At 31.7% G+C, this 16,355-nt stretch carries 19 protein-coding genes; 10 read left to right on the forward strand and 9 right to left on the reverse strand.

Annotated features, from left to right (window positions below):
* Positions 1 to 16: 16 nt before the first annotated feature.
* The 8 genes from HMPREF3046_RS06515 (at position 17) to HMPREF3046_RS06550 (ending at position 7,047) form a co-directional block, all read left to right on the forward strand.
* Entirely contained in the window at positions 17 to 2,419 is a 2,403-nt protein-coding gene (locus HMPREF3046_RS06515; RefSeq protein ID WP_070717735.1) for a Na+/H+ antiporter subunit A, read from the forward strand.
* Positions 2,412 to 2,840 (forward strand): Na(+)/H(+) antiporter subunit B, encoded by a 429-nt coding sequence (locus HMPREF3046_RS06520; protein WP_017175851.1) that lies wholly within the window; start codon positions 2,412 to 2,414, stop codon positions 2,838 to 2,840. Before HMPREF3046_RS06515 ends, HMPREF3046_RS06520 begins: the two co-directional genes overlap by 8 nt.
* Entirely contained in the window at positions 2,840 to 3,187 is a 348-nt protein-coding gene (gene mnhC1, locus HMPREF3046_RS06525) for a Na+/H+ antiporter Mnh1 subunit C (protein ID WP_070717739.1), read from the forward strand. The genes HMPREF3046_RS06520 and mnhC1 overlap by 1 nt, the downstream gene beginning before the upstream one ends.
* On the forward strand, positions 3,174 to 4,673 hold the full coding sequence (locus HMPREF3046_RS06530) for a Na+/H+ antiporter subunit D (RefSeq protein ID WP_070717743.1): 1,500 nt from the start codon (positions 3,174 to 3,176) through the stop codon (positions 4,671 to 4,673). Before mnhC1 ends, HMPREF3046_RS06530 begins: the two co-directional genes overlap by 14 nt.
* On the forward strand, positions 4,673 to 5,152 hold the full coding sequence (locus HMPREF3046_RS06535) for a Na+/H+ antiporter subunit E (RefSeq protein WP_070717747.1): 480 nt from the start codon (positions 4,673 to 4,675) through the stop codon (positions 5,150 to 5,152). The genes HMPREF3046_RS06530 and HMPREF3046_RS06535 overlap by 1 nt, the downstream gene beginning before the upstream one ends.
* A complete protein-coding gene (locus tag HMPREF3046_RS06540) occupies positions 5,152 to 5,442 on the forward strand; it encodes a Na(+)/H(+) antiporter subunit F1 (protein ID WP_070717752.1) in 291 nt (96 codons plus the stop codon). The genes HMPREF3046_RS06535 and HMPREF3046_RS06540 overlap by 1 nt, the downstream gene beginning before the upstream one ends.
* Positions 5,420 to 5,776 carry a Na+/H+ antiporter subunit G1 gene (locus HMPREF3046_RS06545; RefSeq protein WP_070717755.1) on the forward strand — a complete coding sequence of 119 codons (357 nt, stop codon included), beginning with the start codon at positions 5,420 to 5,422 and terminating at the stop codon, positions 5,774 to 5,776. Before HMPREF3046_RS06540 ends, HMPREF3046_RS06545 begins: the two co-directional genes overlap by 23 nt.
* 110 nt (positions 5,777 to 5,886) lie before the next feature.
* Positions 5,887 to 7,047, forward strand: a complete 1,161-nt coding sequence (locus HMPREF3046_RS06550; protein ID WP_070717758.1) for an NAD(P)-binding domain-containing protein — start codon at positions 5,887 to 5,889, stop codon at positions 7,045 to 7,047.
* 58 nt (positions 7,048 to 7,105) lie between these two features.
* Here HMPREF3046_RS06550 and HMPREF3046_RS06555 read toward each other — a convergent pair whose 3' ends face one another.
* From HMPREF3046_RS06555 to HMPREF3046_RS06580, 6 genes are all read right to left on the reverse strand, one after another.
* Positions 7,106 to 7,480 carry a PaaI family thioesterase gene (locus tag HMPREF3046_RS06555; RefSeq protein WP_070717764.1) on the reverse strand — a complete coding sequence of 125 codons (375 nt, stop codon included), beginning with the start codon at positions 7,478 to 7,480 and terminating at the stop codon, positions 7,106 to 7,108.
* Between the two features lie 17 nt (positions 7,481 to 7,497).
* The gene (locus HMPREF3046_RS06560; RefSeq protein WP_070717766.1) at positions 7,498 to 8,817 is read right to left on the reverse strand and encodes a Na+/H+ antiporter family protein; all 1,320 of its coding nucleotides are present in this window, start codon (positions 8,815 to 8,817) and stop codon (positions 7,498 to 7,500) included.
* 204 nt (positions 8,818 to 9,021) lie between these two features.
* The gene (locus tag HMPREF3046_RS06565) at positions 9,022 to 10,500 is read right to left on the reverse strand and encodes a M17 family metallopeptidase (RefSeq protein ID WP_070717769.1); all 1,479 of its coding nucleotides are present in this window, start codon (positions 10,498 to 10,500) and stop codon (positions 9,022 to 9,024) included.
* Between the two features lie 99 nt (positions 10,501 to 10,599).
* Entirely contained in the window at positions 10,600 to 11,808 is a 1,209-nt protein-coding gene (locus tag HMPREF3046_RS06570) for an NAD(P)/FAD-dependent oxidoreductase (protein WP_070717772.1), read from the reverse strand.
* Positions 11,809 to 12,136: 328 nt separating this feature from the next.
* A complete protein-coding gene (locus HMPREF3046_RS06575; RefSeq protein WP_070717775.1) occupies positions 12,137 to 12,496 on the reverse strand; it encodes a HesB/IscA family protein in 360 nt (119 codons plus the stop codon).
* Positions 12,497 to 12,508: 12 nt separating this feature from the next.
* Positions 12,509 to 12,754, reverse strand: coding sequence for a YuzB family protein (locus HMPREF3046_RS06580; RefSeq protein WP_002448156.1), 246 nt, complete (start codon positions 12,752 to 12,754; stop codon positions 12,509 to 12,511).
* A 314-nt stretch (positions 12,755 to 13,068) separates the two neighbouring features.
* Here HMPREF3046_RS06580 and HMPREF3046_RS06585 point away from each other — a divergent pair, with 314 nt between their 5' ends.
* Positions 13,069 to 14,133: an NAD(P)/FAD-dependent oxidoreductase gene (locus HMPREF3046_RS06585; protein WP_070717778.1), complete on the forward strand. Its 1,065-nt coding sequence runs from the start codon at positions 13,069 to 13,071 to the stop codon at positions 14,131 to 14,133.
* 91 nt (positions 14,134 to 14,224) lie between these two features.
* On the opposite strand, the gene HMPREF3046_RS06590 is transcribed toward HMPREF3046_RS06585, so the two are convergent.
* Positions 14,225 to 14,548 (reverse strand): YuzD family protein, encoded by a 324-nt coding sequence (locus HMPREF3046_RS06590; protein WP_070717782.1) that lies wholly within the window; start codon positions 14,546 to 14,548, stop codon positions 14,225 to 14,227.
* A 103-nt stretch (positions 14,549 to 14,651) separates the two neighbouring features.
* Between HMPREF3046_RS06590 and HMPREF3046_RS06595 the strand changes: the two genes are divergently transcribed.
* A complete protein-coding gene (locus HMPREF3046_RS06595) occupies positions 14,652 to 14,894 on the forward strand; it encodes a NifU family protein (protein ID WP_070717783.1) in 243 nt (80 codons plus the stop codon).
* A gap of 64 nt (positions 14,895 to 14,958) precedes the next feature.
* Here HMPREF3046_RS06595 and dltD read toward each other — a convergent pair whose 3' ends face one another.
* Together dltD and dltC are read right to left on the reverse strand one after the other, a co-directional pair.
* Entirely contained in the window at positions 14,959 to 16,119 is a 1,161-nt protein-coding gene (gene dltD / locus HMPREF3046_RS06600; RefSeq protein ID WP_070717787.1) for a D-alanyl-lipoteichoic acid biosynthesis protein DltD, read from the reverse strand.
* Complete coding sequence (gene dltC, locus HMPREF3046_RS06605; RefSeq protein ID WP_070717789.1) at positions 16,116 to 16,352, reverse strand: D-alanine--poly(phosphoribitol) ligase subunit 2; 237 nt, start codon at positions 16,350 to 16,352, stop codon at positions 16,116 to 16,118. Before dltC ends, dltD begins: the two co-directional genes overlap by 4 nt.
* Between the last annotated feature and the right edge of the window lie 3 nt (positions 16,353 to 16,355).

Genomic DNA, 16,355 nt, shown 5'->3' on the forward strand with positions numbered 1-16,355 from the left:
GAAGGAGGAAAATATAGTGAGTTTGATACATATTGCGGTACTTTTACCGTTAATATTCGCACTCATTATTCCAATCCTTTATCGTTTCTTTAAAAAGATACATTTAGGATGGTTTGTATTACCTGTTCCTGTTGTCTTATTTATTTATTTTTTATCTTATATTTCAACTACTCAATCAGGTAACACAGTAATAAAAACTTTCAATTGGATGCCACATATTGGTATGAATTTTGATATTTATCTTGATGGCTTAAGTATACTCTTTAGTTTGCTTATAACTGGCATTGGAAGTTTAGTTGTTCTTTATTCAATCGGTTATTTAGATAAATCTGAACGATTAGGGAACTTTTACTGTTATTTATTACTGTTTATGGGTGCAATGTTAGGCGTCGTACTCTCAGATAACATCATTATTTTATATCTATTCTGGGAATTAACTTCATTCTCAAGTTTTTTACTCATTTCTTTTTGGAGAGAAAAGAAAGCTTCTATATATGGAGCACAAAAGTCACTGATTATTACTGTATTTGGAGGACTTAGTTTACTTGGCGGATTAATTTTAATTTCACTTGCCGGACAATCATTAAGTCTACATTATTTAATCCATCATGTATCTCAAATACAAGACAGTTCTTTCTTTATACTTGCAATGGTTTTAATTATGTTAGCAGCTTTCACAAAATCTGCCCAAGTACCATTTTACATTTGGTTACCTGATGCAATGGAAGCACCTACTCCTGTTAGTGCATATTTACATTCAGCCACGATGGTTAAAGCAGGGTTATATCTTGTTGCACGTTTAACCCCATTATTCGCGGTATCAGAAGGATGGATATGGACTATTACTTTAGTAGGCTTAATCACACTATTTTGGGCTTCATTAAATGCAACGAAACAACAAGATTTGAAAGGGATTCTAGCATTTTCTACAGTTTCACAATTGGGAATGATTATGTCTATGCTAGGTATTGGAGCTATAAGTTATCATTTTGAAGGTAGTGAAAGTCAATTATATATCGCTGGTTTTACAGCAGCTGCTTTCCACTTAATTAACCATGCTACCTTTAAAGGCGCATTATTTATGATTACAGGTGCCATTGATCATGTGACAGGCACACGTGATGTAAAAAAATTGGGCGGTTTACTTACTATCATGCCAATTTCTTTTACTCTTACTGTAATTACAGCATTAAGTATGGCAGGTGTGCCACCATTTAATGGTTTCTTATCAAAAGAAAAATTCTTAGAGGCTATGATAGAAGCTACACACGCGCCTCTATTTAGTTTAAATACTCTAGGTATTATTTTTCCAATTTTAGCGATTATAGGTAGTATATTTACATTTGTATATTCAATTAAATTCGTACTACATGTATTCTTAGGTAAATATCATTCTGATTTATTACCTAAGAAAGCACATGAGGCATCATTATTAATGTTAATTTCACCAGCAATTCTAGCAACGCTAGTTGTTGTTTTCGGACTATTCCCTGGACTATTAACACATTCTATAATCGAACCAGCTACTAAAGCCATAAGTGGAATATCAACAGCACATGCAGAATTCCATATGTTCCATGGTATTACTCCTGCGTTCATCTCTACTTTAACGATTTGGATTGTAGGTATTATCTTATTATTTAGTTTCAATTACTGGATTCGTTTATTAAAAGCACAACCAGACAACTTAAAATTAAATTATTGGTATGACACCACTGGCAAGTGGTTACCAAATCATTCCGCTTCGCTAACTAATTATTATGTTAATGGATATGTACGTGACAGTTTAGTTTTTATTTTTGGTACATTAATTGTGTTAACACTCATCACATTAGTGAGTGTACCGTTTAGCTTTAATTTTAAAAATATAAATACAATTCACATCTATGAAATGATTATTATCATAATACTTACTATCTCAGCGTTCTTAGTTGTTACAGCAACATCTCGTTTATTTAGTATTATTATGCTTAGTGTTGTTGGCTATGCAGTATCAGTTTTATTTGTTTTCTTTAAGGCACCTGATTTAGCTTTAACACAATTTGTTGTTGAGTCTATCTCAACGGGTCTATTTCTATTATGTTTCTATCACTTGCCTAACTTAAATCGCTATAATGAAAAAACATCTTTTAAATTAACGAATGCTATCATCTCTATTGGTGTTGGTTTGGTAGTGATACTATTAGGTCTTATCGCTTATGGTAATAGACATTTTTCTTCTATTGGAGAGTATTACAAGGCACACGTTTATGACTTAGCACATGGTAAAAATATGGTTAACGTTATTCTCGTAGACTTCCGTGGTATGGATACCTTATTTGAATCTTCTGTATTAGGTATTGCAGGTCTTTCAGTTTACACGATGATTAAATTACGAAGTAAACGTAACAAAACAAGTGAGGTGGAAAGCAATGAATAGACAAAATAACAATTTAATGTTTCAGTATTCAGCTGTAATTATTGCTTTCTTAATTGCTCTTTTTGGTATTACTTTATTTTTAGCAGGACATTACACACCAGGTGGAGGATTTGTTGGCGGATTGCTTCTATCAACCGCTTTAACCATTATTATGATTGCATTTGATATAAAAACGATGCGTAAAATCTTTCCTTGGGATTTTAAAATCTTAATTGGTATTGGTTTATTATTCTGTGTAAGTACGCCTATAGCAAGCTGGTTTTACGGAAAAAGTTTCTTTACACATACAGAATTTAATATTCCATTACCCCTTCTACACTCTGTTCATATGAATACACCAATGTTCTTCGACTTTGGCGTTATGTGTGCAGTAATTGGTACAGTAATGACTATTATTATAACGATTGGAGAGAACGAATAGTGGAAATTATTATGATTATTGTATGTGGCATACTTACATCAATCAGTGTCTATCTCGTTTTATCTAAAAGTTTAATACGTATTATTATGGGAACTACGCTGATTACACATGCATCAAATTTATTTTTAATTACTATGGGGGGATTGAAACATGGTGAAATGCCAATATATGAAAAAAATATTCATCACTATGTAGATCCAATCCCTCATGCATTAATACTTACTGCAATTGTTATTGCATTTGCAACTACTGCTTTTTTCTTAGTCTTAGCTTTTAGAACGTATAAAGAATTAGGCACAGACAACATAGAACAAATGAAAGGAGTGCCTAGTGATGATAGCAACTAATATGGTTGTTCTTACATTAGTTATACCAATTATTACCGCTATTATTCTTATCTTTTTAGGTCAACACTATCAATTAAAACGTGCGGTCACATTGATAGGCTTAGTTTTAACTTTGATTGTAGCGATGATTAATTTAATTAATGTTAGTAAATTTGGTCCTCTTAAAGTAGAACTAGGTTCTTGGCCGGCCCCATATGGTATTATCTTTTTATTAGATACGTTAGGGGCAATGTTGATTGTAACGAGTATTATCATTACTCTGCTCATTACGGTCTATTCTTTTTCAACTGCCGGAATCGATAGAGAGCGTTATTATTTTCATTTTTCAATCGTCTTTATGTTAGTGGGTATTATTGGTGCTTTCACTACTGGAGATATTTTTAACCTTTTCGTATTCTTTGAAGTCTTTTTAATGTCATCTTATGCATTGCTTGTATTAGGTGGCACACGTATTCAACTTCAAGAAACAGTAAAATATTTACTTATTAATGTTGTAACATCGACATTTTTCGTTATTGCTGTTAGTATCTTATATTCAATTGTCGGCACTTTAAATATGGCTGACATTAGCGTAAAACTTAATGAACTATCTCATTCACATGAAGGCTTATTAAGTATTGTCTTTATTTTGTTCATCTTTGTGTTTGCAACTAAAGCTGGTGTCTTTCCATTATATGTTTGGTTACCTGGATCATACTATGCGCCACCTTTTGCTATTATTGCATTCTTCGGTGCTTTATTAACTAAAGTTGGTGTCTATGCTATTTTAAGAACACTTAGTCTTTTCTTCCATAACACAATGAGTTTTTCTCACTATACTATTTTATTCTTAGCACTATTAACGATTATATTTGGATCAATTGGTGCTATTGCTTATTATGATATTAAAAAAATTATTTTATATAATATTATGATTGCAGTAGGTGTCATACTCGTTGGTGTTGCTATGATGAGTAAATTAGGAATTATGGGTGCTATATATTATACCATTCACGATATGTTAGTTAAGACTGCACTTTTCTTAATCATTGGTGTCATGTATCAAATTACCAAAACATCAAATCTTAAGTCATTCAGTGGTTTAATTAAGACATATCCTATACTTGGTTGGTCTTTCTTTATTGCAGCTTTAAGCTTGGCTGGTATTCCTCCATTTAGTGGATTTTATGGAAAATACTTTATTGTAAAAGCCGCTTTTGAAAAAGGATTTTATATCAGTGCAATTATCGTATTACTTTCAAGTTTAATCGTACTTTATTCTGTGATTCGTATTTTCCTACATGGTTTCTTTGGTGAACCTAAGGGATATAAAATGAATAACAAAGTAAATGTAAAACAAGCAACAATCGTTTCAGTAATTGCCGTTGTCATTACTGTACTATTTGGTTTATCTGCTGATGCACTTTATCCATTTATATCAGAAGCAGCTAAATCTTTCTATGATCCTAATGTTTATATTAAAAGTGTATTAGGAGGTAGATACTAATGGCTCTTCAATTTGTGTTAAATATTATATTAGCTATTATATGGATGTTTTTAAGTGGCAGTTATACATTCAATAACTTTTTACTAGGATTCTTAATAGGAATTGGGCTTGTTTACTTATTTAAAAAAGTATTGCCTGGTAGTTTTTATTTAAAAAGAGTTTATAAAGTCATTAAATTGATTGTTGTCTTTTTTATAGAATTAATGAAAGCCAATATTGATGTATCCAAAATTGTGTTACAGCCAAGACTTAAAAATCAACCTGGTTTCTTTATTTATCACACAGATTTAAAACATGATTGGCAAGTTGTTTTATTATCTAATTTAATCACTTTAACACCAGGAACTGTCGTTTTAGGTATTAGTGATGATAGAACTAAAATATACATTCACTCAATTGATTTTAGTACGAAAGAAGAAGAAGTTGAAAGTATTAAATCATCACTTGAAAAAGTAGTGAGAGAGGTGGGCGAAGCTTAATGGTAAAAACAATTATTATGATTGCTTTAATTGTCGTAGTATTATCGATGCTAGCAATGTTTATTCGTATTATTAAAGGCCCCACTTTACCAGATCGCGTCCTTGCATTAGACGCTATCGGCTTACAATTGATGGCGTGTGTTGCATTATATAGTGTATTTATCGGCGCACAATACTTACTTGTAGTTATTTTACTTATTGGTATTTTAGCTTTCTTAGGTACAGCAGTATTCTCTAAATTTATAGATAAAGGTAAGGTGATTGAACGTGATAGCAAAAATCGTCATTAGTTTAGCCATCATTTTCATTATCTTAGGTGCATTAATAAGTGCAATTACTGCTATTGGTATTATTCGTTTAAAAGATGTCTATTCACGCGGTCATGCTGCAGGTAAATCTGCAACATTAGGTGCTATATTTTTATTATTTGGAACGTTTTTATATTTTATTGGAACAGAAGGATACGCCAATATGCAACTGATATTCGGCATTATTTTCATTTTAATTACTGGTCCTCTTTCTAGCCATTTAATGATGAAAGCATCATATAATAATAAAATGCCTTATACTAAAGATACAAAAATTGATGAACTTAAAGATGAATTTAACAATAAAAAAATATAATATGATAAAAATCGGGGTACTTTCTTAAAGTGCTTCGATTTTTTCGTTTTGAAAAAGATAGTTTTATGTTATTATAAATCGTAATAATTACGTTTTAAAGGAGTTATATTATGCATTGGACTATTATTGGTGGCGGTATACAAGGAACCACTATAGCAATTAAGTTACGTGAAGCAGGCATATCCATCCAAAATCTTACAATTATCGATCCTCATGATTCTTTATGCGAACAATTTCATAAATACACAAATAGAATTGATATGCCTTACTTACGTTCACCTATTGTACATCATATTCATCCTGACCCGTTTCACTTAAAAAAATTTGCAAAAGTGAATCAGTATATTAATCCAACTTTTGGTCGTTATCAAAGACCTCAAACAGAGATGTTTATGGATCACACACATGCTCAAATACATAACTATCATCTAAATCAATGTCATATTCAAAGTTATGTTCAACGTATTGAAAAAAATCAAAGAGGATGGAGTATGACAACAAGTCATCATTCTGTCATTCAAACTGATTGTGTTGTTTTAGCACAAGGATGTCATAATGAGCCTTTTATCCCTTCCGCATTTACTCAAGCTAAAGATGTATGTCATATATTTAGTGACCATTTTAATTCTCAATTATTTTCACAATCATCTCATGTCATTGGAAGTGGTATTTCAGCTGCTCATTTAACATTAAAGCTTTTAAAACTAGATAAGAAAAAAATCGTTCATTTATGGATGAATAAAAATATAGATATTCAACATTTTGATGCCGATCCTGGTTGGCTAGGTCCCAAAAAAATGAAGCCCTTTTTAAATCATTCTTCACATGAAGAAAAACTTCAAACAGTGTTAAAAGAAAGACATAAAGGTTCAATGCCTCGCGAGTTATATTTACGCTTAAAGAAATATGTTCAAAATAAAAGACTTATAATACATAAAGAAGAGATTAAGGACTTAAAATCGCATCAAATTATTACTGAAAATTTAAATATTCCATATGATTACATTCTTTTAGCAACTGGATTTAAGCCTTCAATTTTGCAGCAACCCATGATACAATCTCTAATTCAACATGCTAACGCCCCCCTCCTATCTTGTGGATTTCCAAAAATCACTCATGAATTAGAATGGTTACCTCATTTATTTGTTGCTGGTGGACTAGCTGATTTAGAACTTGGTCCATTTGCTAGAAATATCATGGGAGGTAAAGAAGCAGCTCAAAGAATTTATAGCGTGTTTCAAAGAATAGATCACCATAAAGAAGTATCATAAATATAAAATACTAGCCCATAGATGAATATTTTTCTATGGACTAGTATTTTATAATTTGTTATTTTAATGGTTTAATCCCTATTGTACCTCTCATGATACTAATTAATTTATCTTGATCACTTTTAATTTCAATATTCCATACTTGTGTCGTATGACCTTTATGAATAATAGAAGCGGTAGCAATCACACGTCCCTCTTTTACTGAGTGAATATGATTGGCATTCATTTCTAAACCTAATGGGATAAAGTGTTTCGTATCAATTAAATGGGCAGCACCTAATGAACAAGCTGTTTCACCTAATGCAATACTTGCACCACCATGTAGATAGCCAAAGGGTTGTTTAACCTTATCAGTGACTGGCATGGAAATTACAACAATTCCCTCACCTTCTTTTTCTATTTTCATATCAAATGTTTCAAGTAAATTAGACATGTTGTCACCTCTTTTTTCTATAATATCATTGCAGCTATTGTACCAAAAATCATCAACGGAACATTATAGAAAATGAAGTTAGGTATACATGTATCTCTAATGTGATCATGTTGACCATCTACATCAAGCCCTGCTGTGGGTCCAAGTGTTGAATCACTTGCTGGTGAACCAGAATCTCCAAGTGCAGCAGCTGTTCCTACTAAAGCAATTAATGCCATATTATCTAAACCAAGAGATGCTCCTAGTGGTATAAATAAAGCTGCTATAATTGGAATTGTAGCAAAAGATGAACCAATACCTAACGTAACAATAAGACCAACAATATACATTGCAATAATAGTAATTAATTTATGTCCATTTGTAATCTCAGTTAAACTAGAAACTAATTTTTCAATATCACCAGTAGCATTCATGACACCGGCAAAACCGTTAGCTGATAAAATAACGACACCAATAAATGACATAATTTTTATTCCTTCTACAAATTGACTATCTAATTCGTTCCATTTATAAATACCAGAAATAAAGAATATCAGCACTCCTGCTAATGCTCCGAAAATCATTGAATCCGTAAATGTTTGAACTAAGAAGGTAGCTAAAATAGCAAAAATTGTAACTACTAATACATATGGACGAATTTCTGCTACTTCTTCTCCATTATCTTTCAATCTTTCTTGCTTATATTCACGTGGTTTACGATAAACAAACATTCCGATAACTAAACCGGCAATATAACCAAATGAAGGAATTAACATTGCTTTCCAAATCATATTAAATTCGATAGGATGATGCGCTTTTTGAAATCCGCTTTGTATAATTTGATGGAAAATCTGTCCAAAACCATAAGGTAGTAAAACATAGGGCCAACATAAACCAAATCCTATGACTAAACTAATTAATCGTCTATCAATTTTCAGATCGTTAAATAGACTAAGTAATGGTGGGATTACAATTGGTATAAATGCAATATGTACTGGAATTAAGTTTTGACTCATAATACTCATTGCTAATAATGCTAAAATAATAATCACTTTTACTTTAATTCTTGATAAGCGATTATTTTCAGTATGAATCGCATGTATAATTTTATTTACCAAATAATCTGTGATACCACTATATGATATCAGTGCTGCAAAACCTCCTAATAATGCATAACTTAATGCAACTTCCGAACCATCTACAATATTTTTACCAAATACACTAATTACTTTGTTTAAACTCATACCAGATATTAGACCACCTACAAGTGAACTAATAAATAAACTAATGATAACATTCAGTCTTAAGAGACATAATATAATCATTAATATTACGGCAATAACTACAGCATTAAACATTATACCCACATCCTTTATTACTCTACCGAACTAAAGTAAATAATTATGTGATTAATAATATCAAGTAGTTAGATGGTTGTCAACGTCTAATATAATCGTAATTTAAAAATGTTTTAAAAAAATAAACGTCTAAGGTATCAGTGTACCTCAGACATTTATCTATTTTGTCTCAAAATGAATGTATAGTCATTTCTAATATCCGTTCTATATTGATTGTCGTAACCAATTCACTATGGTCATTATCATGCTTCCTGTCGGACCTTTAGGACCTTTATAGTTATCTTTATTAATCGTTGCAGGACCTGCAATATCAAAATGAATATGTGGCGTCTGCCCACTAAAATGCGTAACGAAAGCTGCAGCAAATAAGGCTTTACCTTGTCCGTTTGTATGATTCACTAAATCAGCGACATCTGTATTACGAATCAATTGTTGTTCAGTTTGAGTAATAGGTAATTCAAAAGCAAATTCATCAACTTCTCTAGCACTTTCTAAAATGTGTTTCATATCTTCATCTGCATTCGAACTAAATAAAGCAGCCTTATCTTCTCCTAATGCCGCTATAGCAGCACCTGTAAGAGTAGCAAAATCACATATTAAACGTGGTTGAAATTGATTTGCATAAAATACGCCGTCTCCTAAAACTAAACGACCTTCAGCATCGCTATTTAAAACCTCTACTGTTTCACCATTTAAGGCAGTATATACATCATCTGGTTTCATAGCCTGTTGACTAATCATATTTTCTGCAGAGACAATGACACCTACAATATTTACTGGTAAAGATAATTTAGACGCAGCATCAATCATTCCTACAACGTTAGCAGCACCACACATATCAAATTTCATTGTTTGCATACCCATTTTAGATTTGATGCTATAACCACCAGAATCATATGTAATCCCTTTCCCAACTAATGCAATAGGCGCTTCATTTTTATCTGTTCCATGATACGTTAAAGTAATAACAACAGGAGGATGAGTGGACCCTTTACCTACAGCATGTAGTAAGCCAAAACCTTCTGCTAACAATGTATCATTATTTTTAATATCTACTGAAACAGAAGACGATTTAAAGTGATGTGCTACTTTACTTGCAAAGTATTCTGGAGTAAGTATATTAGGAGGCATATTACTAAAATCACGTGCTATATTTACCGATTCACCAATTAAATATCCTGCTTTTATATCTTTTATGTCCTCATCACTATTAAATGACTCAATATATAATTCCAGTTGATATGGTGTGGATTTGTTAGATTTATAGTTGTTAAATTCATAAATCGATTGTCTACTTTGTAGTCCGAAAATCTCTGCAATACTTGTTTTGTCAATTTGTTTTGAATTAAATGTCTCAAAAAGAACATTGGCTTCTGTAACACGTTCTTTTTTTAGGTATTGAAAAAGTGTACCAAACACTTTTAAAAATGAAGCATAAGATAATGTTTTCAAATTTCCTAGTCCAACCGTAATTAAACGTTTAGGTTCGTTATTTATATATAAAATAGTCGAAGATGTTTTTCCTAATTGACTACTTACAATATGTCGATGTCGGTAATTTTCAATGGTTTGTGTAAGGTCACTATTTTGATACGTGATCTTTCCAATTTGATTAAGATGATCAGGTAAGCCTAAAATAATAACGTCGGTCCTTTTATTCGAATCATAATTAAAATGTATCATATAATTCTCCTTTAAAATAAAGGAGTGAGATATTGAAATCTATTTTATTTCACAGATTTCTGTCTCACTCCTTAATGATTAAATATTTAATTTATTAACTTAGAATTTACCTTTTTTAAATGCTAAGCCAACGCCACCCATTTTGAATACAGCACGTGTATCAATTACTTTTTTCATGAATGCAGCTTTTTTACCAGTGATGTCTCTACCGAACACATGACCTACACCATCATGTGAACCTAAAGAACAAACTGTACCACGATCAATATATTCGAAGTCAGTTGTAGCTTGGCCATTTAAGATATTTTCAATGTTTTTAGCAACATGCGCACCTTGTTGCATAGCAATTTGAGCAGTAGTTGGTAATGGACGTTCCTCACCTGCTGGGATAAACGCAGAAACATCACCAATAACGAAGATATCATCGTGACCATCAATTGTTAAATCTTGTTTAGTTACAATACGACCACGTTTTACCCCTTCGAATGATTCTTCCATAAGTTGACTACCGCGAACTCCAGCAGCCCACACTGCAGTATTGGCTTCAAGTTGTTGTTCTTGATCATTTGTTTTAACTTTGAAACCTTTTTCATTACAAGCAACGATAGGCGTACCAATTTTAAATTCAACGCCACGTTCTTCTAAATAATTAACGACATAATTTACAAGATTTTCTGAGAACATTGGTAAAATTTTAGGCATAGCTTCAACACATGTAATTCTAACTTTATTATGATCTACGCCATATTTATTACATAATTCAGGAATTCTATCTGTTAATTCACCTAAGAATTCAATACCTGTAAATCCAGCGCCACCTACTAAAATTGCTAAATCATTTTCATCTTTCTCTTTTGATGCAGCGTAGTTAGCAAATTTATCTTCAATATGACGAGATAATTCGCGAGCAGTATGAATATTTTCAATTTGGAATGCATGTTCTTTCATTCCGTTAATACCGAATGTTTCACTTTCAAATCCTAAAGCAACAACTAAAATATCATATTCAAAAATACCATGCGTAGTTTCTACTTTTTTAGCATTTCTATCAATTTTAGTTACTTCTGCATTGATGAAGTTGACTTTATTTTTGTCAATTACACTTTCAATTGGATAAATTAAATCTTCATAATTTAACGTACCAGCTGACGCTTCGTGTAACCAAGTTGCTTCATAATGATATTTATTTTTGTTAACTAAAGTGATTTCTGCTTCATTTGCAGCTATTTCTTTTTGTAATTTAGTAACTGCTTGTAAACCTGCATATCCTGCACCTAATACAAGTACTTTTTTACGAGTTTGTGCCATTTCATTCACCTAAGCTTTCGTATTTTTTCTTAAATGTAGATAAAGGCTACAAGTTTCAGAACATATTGAAACGTAGCATTTTTATAATACAATAGTATTGTAAAAATACTAATTGTTTCGAAAAACTTTGAACTTAACCTATTTGTTCATCCCCATTTATAGTCTTAGTCAACACTTTTATATTCCATTTTGTGAACATTTATTCACAAAAAAGACAAAATTTAATCCACTTCCAATTTTATAGTTTTTATATCATATTTTCAAGCAACAACAGAACGATTATTTAAATTTATTATTACTATATTGTATTAACTTAAGAATATAAGATTTAACAATTTTCAGGATGTCCAGCTACTTTTGCTGTTCTAAAAGAACTGCCACATCCACATGATGCAATTGCATTTGGGTTGTCGATTTGGAATCCACCACCCATTAGTGATTGTTTAAAATCAATTTTTGTTCCATTTAGTACTGGTGCATCATATTTATCTACTAATACTTTTAATCCATAATATTCTAAAACTTCATCATTTGTACCCGGCGCTTCTTCAGCAGACATACCATAAGTTAAACCTGTACATCCGCCACCATTCACTTTGATTTTTAAATATCCATTTTCCATATGATTACTTTTCAACATGTCTTTTACTTCATAAGCTGCTGCTTCAGTAAGTGTTACTGTTGGCATTTCTAATCACTCCTATAATAAATTTGTAAAATCATTTTCTTCTATGTGTTTATAAATATTGTTTAACAAATCTTCAGGTGTATCCCCTTCTACGACTTCTCCATCTACCAATGCATATAACCCAGAAGAACATAAACCACAATTATTGAGACATCCATATTCTAACACATCTACTTCAGGATCACTTTCGAGTTTATCGTAAACGTAGTCTCCGCCCTTGGCCATATTCGATATACAGAATTCGACTAATGGAAACATACTTCACCTTCTTTTTGATTTAATTATATTATTATAACAAATCTCTTTATATGTTGCATTGCTATGGTTTTTAACTATTTATATTTTGCAATAACATTTTACATTTGTTTGTCGTAATTATTAAAAACATATATAATAAAATTATATTAATCTTTCATTTATTTGTTAGGGGACAATAAATGAAAAATAAGCATTAAATTAGGCTGTAATCACTTAATATTGAGCCTATACTTTATTTATACAATCTAACATTATACAGGTCTGACATTCATAATACATAGCCAATTGATTTTAATGTAAAGGGGTAACATAATATGAAAAATTTAGTTCTGCTTGGTGGAGGATATGGTAATATGCGTATTATGTCGCGCATTCTTCCAGATGTTCTTCCTCAAGAATACACACTAACTCTTATAGATCGAATGCCGTTTCATGGTTTAAAACCTGAATTCTATGCACTCGCTGCAGGCACAAAATCTGATAGTGATGTGCGAATGAATTTTCCTAATTCACATCGTGTCAATACAATTTATGGAGAAATAAGTGATATTGACTTAGATAATCAAATTGTTTCAGTAGGACAAACTAAAGTAGATTATAATGAGTTAATTATCGGACTAGGTTGTGAAGATAAATATCATAATGTTCCAGGAGCTAAAGAATACACTCATAGTATTCAAACGCTATCTAAAGCCCGCGAAACGTTTCATCGTATTAGCGAGCTACCTAAAGGAGCACGTGTTGGAATCGTAGGAGCTGGCTTGAGTGGTATTGAATTAGCAAGTGAACTACGCGAAAGTCGCACAGATTTAGAAATTATTTTATATGATCGTGGACCTCGTATATTAAGAAATTTTCCAGAAAAATTAAGTAATTATATTGCGAAGTGGTTCCGAGAAAATAATGTAAACGTGGTTCCTAATTCATTAATTGATAAAGTCGAGCAAGGAACAATTTATAACGGAGGTACACCAGAACCTGTTGATATTGTAGTATGGACAGCAGGTATTCAACCCGTTGAAATTGTAAGAAAATTGCCTATTGATATTAATAAAAGTGGTCGCGTTATCGTTAATCAATATCATCAAGTACCGACTTATAAGAATGTTTATGTCGTTGGAGATTGCGCAGCTTTACCACATGCGCCAAGTGCTCAATTAGCAGAAGTACAGGGTGATCAAATTGCCGTTGTACTAAAAAAACAATGGAATCATGAGCCACTTCCTGAAAAAATGCCTGAATTAAAAGTTCAAGGTTTCTTAGGTTCTCTAGGAGAGAAAAAAGGATTTGCCTATATTATGGATCGTACAGTTACAGGACGTTTAGCGCATATATTAAAATCAGGTGTTTTATGGCTATATAAATATCATAATGGATAAATAAAACTGGGAAGCGGAACAGAATTTAATTTCAATTCATCATCTCAAGCTTCCCCTCATTTTTATAAAAAAACAAATACTCCACTTTGTATTAATTATCTATAATATATTGATCTATAAAATGAGTCACTTTTTTTGACTGAATATAACCGTCAGCTACATATTCATCGTTCATTGTAATAAGCGGGTAGAACAACTCATCATTTTCAATTTGCTCAATATATTGTTGATCATGATCACTTAAATTTTCAGTTTCTTTTTGAAAGTCGATATATGTATATTCGAAATGAATATTAGGATATTTTCTTTCTAACAATGGTTTTAGCCACTCATACGTATTTTTAGAAGTTGGTGCATTGACACAACTCGCACACACTACATCTGCACCGTAAACAACAACACTTACTTTCGTCATGTATTAATCCCCCATTTAGTTTTATAGATTTTTCTTTCTTTATCTATTATAATAAATTAATAATAAGTTTATGAAGTATTTTACTTGAAAGGAGACATATCTCATGCCTACTGAGAATACAACAATGTTTGATCAAGTAGCCGAAGTTATTGAACGTTTACGTCCGTTTTTATTACGTGACGGAGGAGATTGTACATTAGTCGATGTAGAAGATGGCATCGTAAAATTACAATTACATGGTGCGTGTGGAACGTGTCCAAGCTCAACTATTACATTAAAAGCAGGTATAGAACGTGCTTTACACGAAGAAGTGCCAGGGGTTATAGAAGTAGAACAAGTTTTCTAACGATATAAATTAAAGACACTCTACACTCAGTATTTAATCAGAGTAGGGTGTCTTTTTTCATTTACTATTTAGAATGACCTTGATAATCGTTCATATGTTTTTCAATTTGACGATCCATGTATACCCAACCTTTCCAACCTACATGTACCACATCACTTAATACATATTTTTCATAGTCTTTATTTGACATATCATACACTTTCCCACCGTGTGTAACAACAGTTTTATGTATTTTTTTATAGACAGGTTCACGTGTGGAACGATGAATACCTAAATGATCGTACCACTTACCATTTACTGGAAGAATAACATATTGTACATCAGCACCTGCTTGATGCATTGTATCTACTAGTAAAGATAAATCCTTAAACTCTGGTGAATTCATTTTAAATTCATGTTGGCGACGATTCATTGGTTTTTTATGCATTAGTTGTTTCCAATATTCGTTACGAATACCATAATCATTAGAAGTAGAACGTTTTTCACCAAGTTGCACTGCTTTATTACTCATGCTTTTCCAAGAATCATTGGATGATGTAAGTGAGTGTACATGAGCTAATGGTGATGTATCTAATGAAAAGTATGTTTTTATTGCCTCAATTTTAAGAAGTTGACTTTCTTTAAAATTAGAAATATAACGACCTTTAGGGTTGGTTGGATCTTTTACTAATTCTTTTAAATATTCCTTGTTAGGAACACTTTTAAATTTTAATAATCGTTTAGCATAGCGTTGTTTTAACTCTGAAGGCATATTCTTTTGTTGAAATATCTGATTGATTTGATTTGGTGTCGTACGCGCAGCCATATCCATATCATTAACGCCATGTGTACTAAACCATTGTGGTGAAATGATAAATGTCATCTTTTTACCTTTAAGTTGATCATATTGACCTGCTAATTCAATAGCATTAATTAAATCTGTATTACCACCCGTACCAACTAAGAATACGGGCTTGGTATTTTTTCGATGATGCATTGCTATCGCAGGATTAAACGGATCACGTTTATTTAACTCACTTGAACCATAAAGTGGATAATATTTATCATTACTAAATAATTGATTTTGAATGAGCGTACCTTTAAGTACTTGATTGGTTAGTGACGTCCTATTATCAGCAAGTGTCTTATTGTTAACGAGACCAGTAAACCAACTCGCAGGCATTAATACAAAAGCTAAAAATATGATTCCACTAATAAGAATTGGTAAAAATGGTTTGACTTTCATCGTAATTCTTCTAAAGCTTCAACAATTTTATTAGGAGTTGCCCATTCATCACGATCAAAATCCATAATTGATACTTCAATTCCTAATCTATTTTGAATTTCTAATAATAATCCAACCGTTTGAAATGAATCAATAATGCCTTCTTCAAAAATCTCAACATCTGGGTTTTCTTTAACTACGTCATTTTCTGCTACATCAGCTAATACATCTAAAACTTGTTTTCTAAATTCCATCAT

Source organism: Staphylococcus sp. HMSC070D05 (genome assembly GCF_001815595.1).
GTDB classification, from domain to species: Bacteria; Bacillota; Bacilli; order Staphylococcales; family Staphylococcaceae; genus Staphylococcus; species Staphylococcus hominis.